Genomic DNA, 7,423 nt, shown 5'->3' on the forward strand with positions numbered 1-7,423 from the left:
GGGACTCCGTCTCGTGGGCTCGGAGATGTGTATCAGAGACAGGGAAAACCGGTGGTTACTGTCGTAATGGCAGGGCGTCCGTTGACCATAGGAAAGGAAGTCGAACTCTCGTCAGCTGTACTTTATTCGTTCCATCCCGGAACCATGGGAGGACCGGCATTGGCCGACTTGCTGTGGGGTAAGGCTGTGCCAAGTGGCAAGACTCCGGTGACTTTCCCGAAGATGGTAGGACAGATACCGGTTTATTATGCTCATAACAGTTCCGGACGTCCGGCTACGCGGAATGAGGTTTTGCTGAATGACATTCCGTTGGAAGCGGGGCAGACTTCGTTGGGATGTACTTCTTTCTATATGGATGCAGGTTTCGATCCGCTGTATCCGTTTGGCTACGGTCTGTCGTATACGACGTTCAAATATGATAATGTGAAACTCTCGTCTGCCAATCTGAAGAAGGAAGATGTGCTGACTGTGACTTTCGACCTTGAGAATACCGGAAAGTATGAAGGTACCGAGGTAGCCCAGCTTTACGTGCAGGACAAGTTTGCTTCGGTGACCCGTCCGGTGAAAGAGCTGAAACGTTTTGCTCGCGTCACATTGAAGCCGGGTGAGAAGAAAAATGTATCGTTTGAACTTCCGATAAGTGAACTTGCTTTCTGGAATATAGATATGGTGAAGACGGTGGAAGCCGGAGACTTTGCTCTTTGGGTGGCACCGGATAGCCAAAGTGGAGAAGAAGTTTTCTTTAAGGTAGTAGATTGATTGTTGATTTAAGGTTAAAAAGAGAAGGGGCGGACCGTGACGGTTCGCCCCTTCTGCTTTCTTCTTTATAAGCCCCGCCTTCCGGCAAATAACTCATCACTTATTACTTATAACTTTCTTATATCCATACACCGCATTGCTTCCCAGTTCTTCTTCGATGCGAAGCAGTTGGTTGTACTTTGCCATACGGTCTGAGCGGCTCAGCGAACCGGTCTTGATTTGTCCGCTGTTGGTAGCTACGGCTATGTCTGCGATAGTCGCATCTTCCGTTTCACCGGAACGATGGGAAGTTACGGTAGTATATCCGTGGCGGTGTGCCATTTCGATGGCATTCAGTGTTTCGGTCAGCGAACCTATCTGGTTTACTTTAATCAATATGGAGTTGGCACAGCCTTTTTCGATGCCCATTGCAAGGAAGTCTACATTGGTGACGAACAAATCGTCTCCTACCAACTGGCAACGGTTGCCGATACGGTCGGTCAGTTTTTTCCAGCCGTCCCAGTCGTTCTCGCTCATGCCGTCTTCGATAGAGTCGATGGGATACTTGTTTATTAAATCTTCCAGATAGTCAAACTGTTCGTCGGCAGTACGTTTCTTGCCTTTTTCACCTTCGAATTTGGTGTAATCGTAGATGCCGTCATGGTAGAACTCGGAAGAAGCGCAGTCCATGGCAATCATTACGTCTTTGCCCGGTTCGTATCCGGCAGCCTTGATGGCGGCAATGATGGAGTTCAAGGCATCTTCTGTACCCTCTAGATTAGGAGCAAAACCTCCTTCATCGCCTACTGCTGTGCTGAGGCCACGGTCTTTTAGGACTTTCTTCAGTGCGTGGAACACTTCGGCACCCATACGCAGACCTTCGCGGAAGGAAGTGGCACCTACGGGGCGTATCATGAATTCCTGGAAAGCAATGGGAGCGTCACTATGTGAACCGCCGTTGATGATGTTCATCATCGGTACAGGCATCACATAGGTATTTGTACCACCGATATATCGGTAGAGTGGGATGTCAAGGTAAGCGGCGGCAGCCTTGGCTACAGCAAGAGATACGCCGAGGATGGCATTGGCACCCAGATTGGCTTTCGTTTTGGTTCCGTCCAGTGCAAGCATGGCATGGTCGATACCCATCTGGTCGAGGGCGGACATACCGATGAGCTTGGGAGCAATGATATTATTGATATTGTCCACGGCTTTCAGGACACCTTTGCCTCCGTAACGTTTTTTGTCACCGTCACGCAGTTCCAATGCTTCGTGTTCTCCCGTGGATGCTCCTGACGGGACAGATGCACGGCCTATGAAGCCGGATTCCAAGGTTACGTCTACTTCTACAGTTGGGTTACCTCTTGAATCGAGGATTTCACGTCCGATAATCTTCTCTATTTTCATATTCAGTCAATTTTAATTATAAACTATCTTACTAACAAATGAAAACAAGGAATTGTTTTTCGTTTTTAATCCTTTATTGTAATGCCTAAAAGAGCAGTCAACTCCATGGCTTGGGAAGTATTGACGATGGCTCCCCGTATGTCGGGCAGGTTGAGGCGTATACCTCCTATGTGCGAGTCGCTCAAGTCGATTCCTCTTAGAGGGGTGTGTGAAAACTCGGATTCTACCAGCTCACAGTTTTCAAAGGCGATGGAGGCAAGTTTGCAGTCGTTGACGTCGCTGTTGCGCAAGTCACAAGAGGTGAAGCGGGCTTGATTGATTTTACTCATGGAAAGATTGAGGTATCTGGCATTGCAGTCCTTCATTGTCAGATGGTTCAATATTGTTTCCGGCAGATTGGTTCCCACCAGTTTGCAGGATATGAATTCCACTCTGAACAGAGAACTTTCGGCAAATGAGATGTTGGAAAGGTCGCAATGTTCAAAACGTACATCAGTGAAATGGCAGGATTTCAGTTTGCAGGCGCTGAATTGGATATGACTGAAAGTACAGTTGGTGATGCTTTTGTAGGAATACTCCATGTGTTCCTCTGTCCGTTTACCGAAGTGAAGGTCTCTGACAGTTTCTTCCGTATTCAGCCATTCTTCCAATGATTTGGAACTTTCACTTTGTCCCTCTAAGGTAGGAGGGATGATGCGTACGGGAGGCATGACAAAAGGCTTGCTGGGTTTCATAGGGGTGTTTGGGTTATATACAGCGTCCGAAGGCGCCGCCGGCGAAGGCTGCCAGGACTCCTAATGTGATACTTAATAAGGTATATAAGGCAAACATTCCGTAGAATTCTTGCTTTATCAGAATCAGTCCGTCATTGCTGAAAGTGGAGAAGGTGGTGAATCCTCCGCACAGACCGGTAGTCAGCAACAGCCGTACCTCAGTAGAAAGGTTGAAACGGGCGGATAAGGTATAGAATAGCCCGATGAGGAAACTTCCGAGGATATTGACTGTGAATGTAGCCCATGGGAAAGAGTAGGGGACTATGCGCTCGTGGAGCATCATCTGCACGCAGTAGCGCAGTACGCTGCCGGTACCGCCGCCAAGGAATATAGCTATCAGTAATCTAGTCATAGGTTTTCTGGGGTTGGTTTTGGCTGCAAAGGTAGTGAAGACAAAGGAATTTCAGTAAATCATAGCCCGAAATTTCATAAAGCGATTCTGTACTGGGGGAAGTAGTTATTGGTGGGATGTATATAATTTTGATATTTGATATGAGTGATTGCCAATCTTGGTTCCGGATAGTTCGTGATGGGGCAGAAGCGATTTACTAAATCTTGGAGGAAGATTTAGTAAATCGTTGCCGGAGATTTAGTAAAATGTCCGGGAGATTTTAGTAAACGAGTAGAAGGGGCTTTGGAAGGATGACTGGTTTGTCTGTATTTTTGGATACGGTAATAACTAGTGAAACTTGAGCCACTCTTGAAATTGAGGTCTTAACCGTTCAAATGCCATATTGTAGAGACCTCTCTAGAACCTTGTCTTGATAATCAGCGATTTATTTTCATTGGCTGTAGAGATTGTATCCATTCCTTCTCATTCTCTTCCTGCCTTTCTTTCTTCACTTGTAGAGAAGGGTTGTTCTTAATTTGTTGTTTTTTAGAGTTTTAACGAAATTGGTTGTAGATGTCATTTCCTTGTATTCCCGTCATTCACACCCTAACTTTGCAACATCGAATTCAAGAGAATGAAAGTTTATCGTTGAGGCCTCACGATGGATCTCCACTTCTTGAAAGAGAGGAAAAGGCTTCGGCCTATTTATTACATTATTATATTAACTTTCTAAAACATTAAAAATTATGGGACTTCAGTATGTAGTGGCAAAGAGAATCTTTGGTTTTGACAAGGACAAAAATGTAAAGTATGTAGCTAAATCCGTAGGAGCGGGTGAATTGGATTTTGATAAGTTGTGTGCCAAAGTGAGCCGTATTCTTGGTATTCACAGAAAGACGGTGGACTTAGTGGCTGCAGGACTGGTGGACATCATGTCGGAAGAAATAGACGATGGAAAGACTGTTCGTTTAGGTGATTTCGGATTGTTCCGCCCTTCTTTTGTAGGGAAGAGTGCTGATACGGAGGCTGGCGTTTCGGCCGTATTCTGTTTTTTCCGGGGAAAGCTTTTAGTCAAATGTTGGGCAATATGAGCGTCACCAAGATGGTGGTTCCCGATACGGACTATACGGATGGAAGTAGCAATGGTGGAGGGGATAACTCCAATCCTTCGGGAGGCAATGACGGGGACCAAGGTGAAAATCCTTTGGGATAATTCCAGTGCACGATTAAAGTTGTAAAAATATGGAGGGCGAAGTTTTCGTAGCGATACTTCTCCTTCTATTTTGTTTGTAGGCAGGATATTGTTCAAGGGAAGTTGGTTTTCATGCAAACGTTTGCCGATAAATCATCTATCATTCTAGTTTAATTGCGTCAGAGTGTATTTCTTTCCTGCCTATATTTGCATCTGGAACATAATTTTATAAATATAGCATGAGAAACATGAAAGCAATCTGTACAAAATTAGCCTGCTTCCTGCTCGTTTTGTTGGTGAGCGGCGTAGCAATGGCAGAGAGTATTACCTCTCCCAACGGACAACTTCAATTGAATTTTTCGGTAAATGCGCAAGGCGAACCCGTTTACGAACTTTCTTACAAAGGAAAGCCGGTGATTAACCCTTCCAAATTAGGACTCGAACTGAAGAACGACCCCGGTCTGATGAATGGCTTCACGCTGGCGGATGCAAAGACTTCCACTTTCGACGAGACTTGGGAACCGGTATGGGGTGAAGTAAAGCAAATCCGTAACCACTACAATGAGCTGGCTGTGACGCTCAACCAAAAGGCGCAGGATAGGAACATCATTATCCGCTTCCGTTTGTTCGACGATGGTATGGGCTTCCGTTATGAGTTCCCTTTGCAGAAGAACTTGAACTATTTCGTGATTAAGGAGGAGCGTACTCAGTTTGCCATGACTGGCGACCATACAGCCTTCTGGATTCCGGGCGACTACGATACGCAGGAATATGATTACACAGAATCCAAACTTTCTGAAATTCGCGGGTTGATGAAAGGGGCCATTACGCCTAACTCTTCACAAACCCCGTTTTCGCCCACCGGTGTTCAGACTTCTTTGCAGATGAAGACTGCTGATGGTTTGTACATCAACTTGCACGAGGCTGCTTTGGTGGATTACTCTTGCATGCACTTGAATCTGGATGATAAGAATTTTGTTTTTGAATCTTGGCTTACTCCCGATGCAGTAGGCGATAAAGGTTATCTGCAAGCTCCCTGCACGTCACCGTGGCGTACGGTTATCGTAAGCGACGATGCTCGTGACATCCTTGCCTCTAAAATCACGCTGAACTTGAACGAACCTTGTGCTTACGAGGACGTTTCCTGGATTAAGCCCGTGAAATACGTAGGTGTATGGTGGGAAATGATTGCAGGTAAGAGCACCTGGGCATATACAGACGACCTTCCCTCCATCAAACTGGGTGAAGTGGACTACTCCAAAATGAAGCCCAATGGCCGTCACGGTGCCACTAACGAAAATGTAAAAAAGTACATCGACTTCGCAGCCGAGCACGGTCTGGACCAAGTATTGGTAGAAGGCTGGAATGAAGGCTGGGAAGACTGGTTTGGCAAATCCAAGGATTATGTATTCGATTTTGTGACCCCTTATCCCGATTTCGACGTGAAGATGCTGAATGAATATGCCAAGAGCAAAGGCGTGAAGCTGATGATGCATCATGAGACATCCGGTTCGGTGCGCAACTACGAACGTCACATGGACAAGGCCTATCAGTTTATGGTGGATAATGGCTACAATGCCGTGAAGAGCGGATATGTAGGTAATATGATTCCCCGTGGTGAACATCATTATGGGCAATGGCTGAACAACCACTACCTCTATGCCGTGAAGAAGGCAGCCGACTACAAAATTTGTGTAAATGCGCACGAAGCTGTACGCCCTACCGGTTTGTGCCGTACTTATCCTAACTTGATTGGCAACGAATCTGCACGAGGAACTGAATATGAGGCATTCGGCGGTAGCAAACCGTTCCATACCACATTGCTTCCATTCAACCGCTTGATTGGCGGTCCGATGGATTACACACCGGGTATCTTCGATACCAAACTTGACTTTATGGGCGATTTGCCCCACGGACAAGTGCAGACTACACTTGCTAAGCAACTCGCTCTGTATGTAACTTTATACAGCCCGTTGCAGATGGCTGCCGACTTGGTTGAGAACTACGAAAAGCACATGGATGCTTTCCAATTCATCAAGGATGTGGCAGTAGACTGGGACGACAGCAAGTACATTGAAGCAGAACCGGGTGATTACATTACCGTGGCCCGTAAGGCAAAAGGAACCGGCAACTGGTTTGTTGGAGGTATTACAGACGAGAATGCACGTACAGCCAACTTTACGCTCGACTTCCTTGAACCGGGCAAGCAATACGTAGCCACTCTCTATGCCGACGGTAAAGATGCTGATTACAAGGAGAACCCTACTTCTTATCAGATAAAGAAGGGTATCGTAACCAGCAAGACCAAAAGGTCCGTGAAGGAAGCGCGTAGCGGTGGTTTTGCATTGAGCTTGATTGAAGCGACTCCGGCTGACAAGAAAGCTGTGAAGAAGTGGAGATAATTTAGGGTAGAAAGAGTTTTTATTAGGCATTAGTGAGGCCCCGCAGAAGTCCAATCTTTGCGGGGCTTTTTTTGTGTTAGGGTAAGCTCATTCTTATACCGTAAAAATAGCATCAAGACCCGAGTTTTTGGTAAGTTCGTTCTTTGGGGAAACCTTTATTTTTGCACTCAGATAACAGATTGCATAATCATTAAAAATCAGAGATATGAATACGGATAAGAAAATCAGTCGTCGGGAGGCTTTAAAGCGTATGGGATTTGCCGTGATGAGCAGTGCTATCGCATCTTCCGGCCTACTCTCGTTGGCATCCTGCGAAACAAAAAGGAGTAAGCGTATCATCTTTTATTTTACCGGAACGGGTAACAGTCTTTACATCGCCCGTCAGTTGGCTGGAGAGAACGCAGAATTGTTGAGTATCCCTCAGATGGTGAAACGGGGGAAGTATGAATTTGAGGCAGATGAAATCGGCATCGTTTATCCCATCTACGGTCATATGCCTCCCTATATGGTACGGCAGTTCATTCGGAAAGCAAAACTGAAGGCAGAATACAAGTTTGCTGTCCTCACCTATGGTGCAAGG

At 46.1% G+C, this 7,423-nt stretch carries 6 protein-coding genes and 1 pseudogene (1 of these 7 only partly in view); 4 read left to right on the forward strand and 3 right to left on the reverse strand.

Annotation, left to right across the window (positions count from 1 at the left end; all coding sequences use genetic code 11):
- On the forward strand, positions 1–759 hold the end of the coding sequence (locus ABUA47_RS08930) for a glycoside hydrolase family 3 N-terminal domain-containing protein (RefSeq protein ID WP_349831549.1). 1,557 nt of this gene lie to the left of the window's left edge; 759 of the gene's 2,316 nt are visible here — the last part of the coding sequence; the start codon falls outside the window, past its left edge; it ends in the stop codon at positions 757–759.
- A gap of 96 nt (positions 760–855) precedes the next feature.
- Here ABUA47_RS08930 and eno read toward each other — a convergent pair whose 3' ends face one another.
- From eno to crcB, 3 genes are all read right to left on the reverse strand, one after another.
- Complete coding sequence (gene eno, locus ABUA47_RS08935) at positions 856–2,145, reverse strand: phosphopyruvate hydratase (RefSeq protein WP_349831551.1); 1,290 nt, start codon at positions 2,143–2,145, stop codon at positions 856–858.
- Positions 2,146–2,210: 65 nt separating this feature from the next.
- The gene (locus tag ABUA47_RS08940; RefSeq protein ID WP_016273353.1) at positions 2,211–2,879 is read right to left on the reverse strand and encodes a pentapeptide repeat-containing protein; all 669 of its coding nucleotides are present in this window, start codon (positions 2,877–2,879) and stop codon (positions 2,211–2,213) included.
- 13 nt (positions 2,880–2,892) lie between these two features.
- Positions 2,893–3,270 carry a fluoride efflux transporter CrcB gene (gene crcB / locus ABUA47_RS08945; protein ID WP_005826820.1) on the reverse strand — a complete coding sequence of 126 codons (378 nt, stop codon included), beginning with the start codon at positions 3,268–3,270 and terminating at the stop codon, positions 2,893–2,895.
- A 725-nt stretch (positions 3,271–3,995) separates the two neighbouring features.
- Between crcB and ABUA47_RS08950 the strand changes: the two are divergent.
- From ABUA47_RS08950 to ABUA47_RS08960, 3 genes and pseudogenes are all read left to right on the forward strand, one after another.
- Positions 3,996–4,462: pseudogene (locus tag ABUA47_RS08950) on the forward strand (hypothetical protein).
- Positions 4,463–4,680: 218 nt separating this feature from the next.
- A complete protein-coding gene (locus tag ABUA47_RS08955) occupies positions 4,681–6,843 on the forward strand; it encodes a glycoside hydrolase family 97 protein (protein ID WP_349831552.1) in 2,163 nt (720 codons plus the stop codon).
- Positions 6,844–7,048: 205 nt separating this feature from the next.
- Positions 7,049–7,423 (forward strand): EFR1 family ferrodoxin (locus ABUA47_RS08960; protein WP_349831553.1); only part of this gene is annotated, 375 nt, incomplete at its 3' end.

It is taken from the genome of Bacteroides sp. RTP31139st1_H2_RTP31139_211217, assembly GCF_040227615.1.
Taxonomy (GTDB): Bacteria; Bacteroidota; Bacteroidia; order Bacteroidales; family Bacteroidaceae; genus Bacteroides; species Bacteroides uniformis.